Here is a 391-nt window from a genome sequence, read left to right on the forward strand (position 1 = left end):
GTTTTAGGCTTTTCTATATGTGCGTTTTTTTCCACATCAACTGATTGTGAAAACGAGCTGTTGGGCAAGCCAGTCATATGCGATGAACAAGAGCTTTGGCTACAGTGTGATCCTGAATCGACACAATTTATCGTTGCACTTGAATTTGAAGAGCATGCCCTACGAGATGAATGGCTAAAGAAATTAGCGAAGCATCAGTGTCGCTCTGTCTCTGTAATCCCAACACTCCGCGGTGTACCGCTTTATGGTACTGATATGTCATTTATTTTTAGCCATGAAGTGATGATACTCAGGGTAAGCAACAATTTAGCGAAAAGAACCTCTCGATTCCTTAAACGATCTTTTGACCTCATAGGATCGGCAGTTATCATTACTTTACTTTCCCCGATTC

The 391-nt window shown here is 41.4% G+C and carries 1 pseudogene; it reads left to right on the top strand.

From position 1 onward, the window contains the following. A pseudogene (locus JHD74_RS26790) lies at positions 1-391 on the top strand (UDP-phosphate galactose phosphotransferase); the annotation flags it as partial.

The organism is Serratia sp. ASV30 (assembly GCF_016428815.1).
GTDB classification, from domain to species: domain Bacteria; phylum Pseudomonadota; class Gammaproteobacteria; order Enterobacterales; family Enterobacteriaceae; genus Chania; species Chania fonticola_C.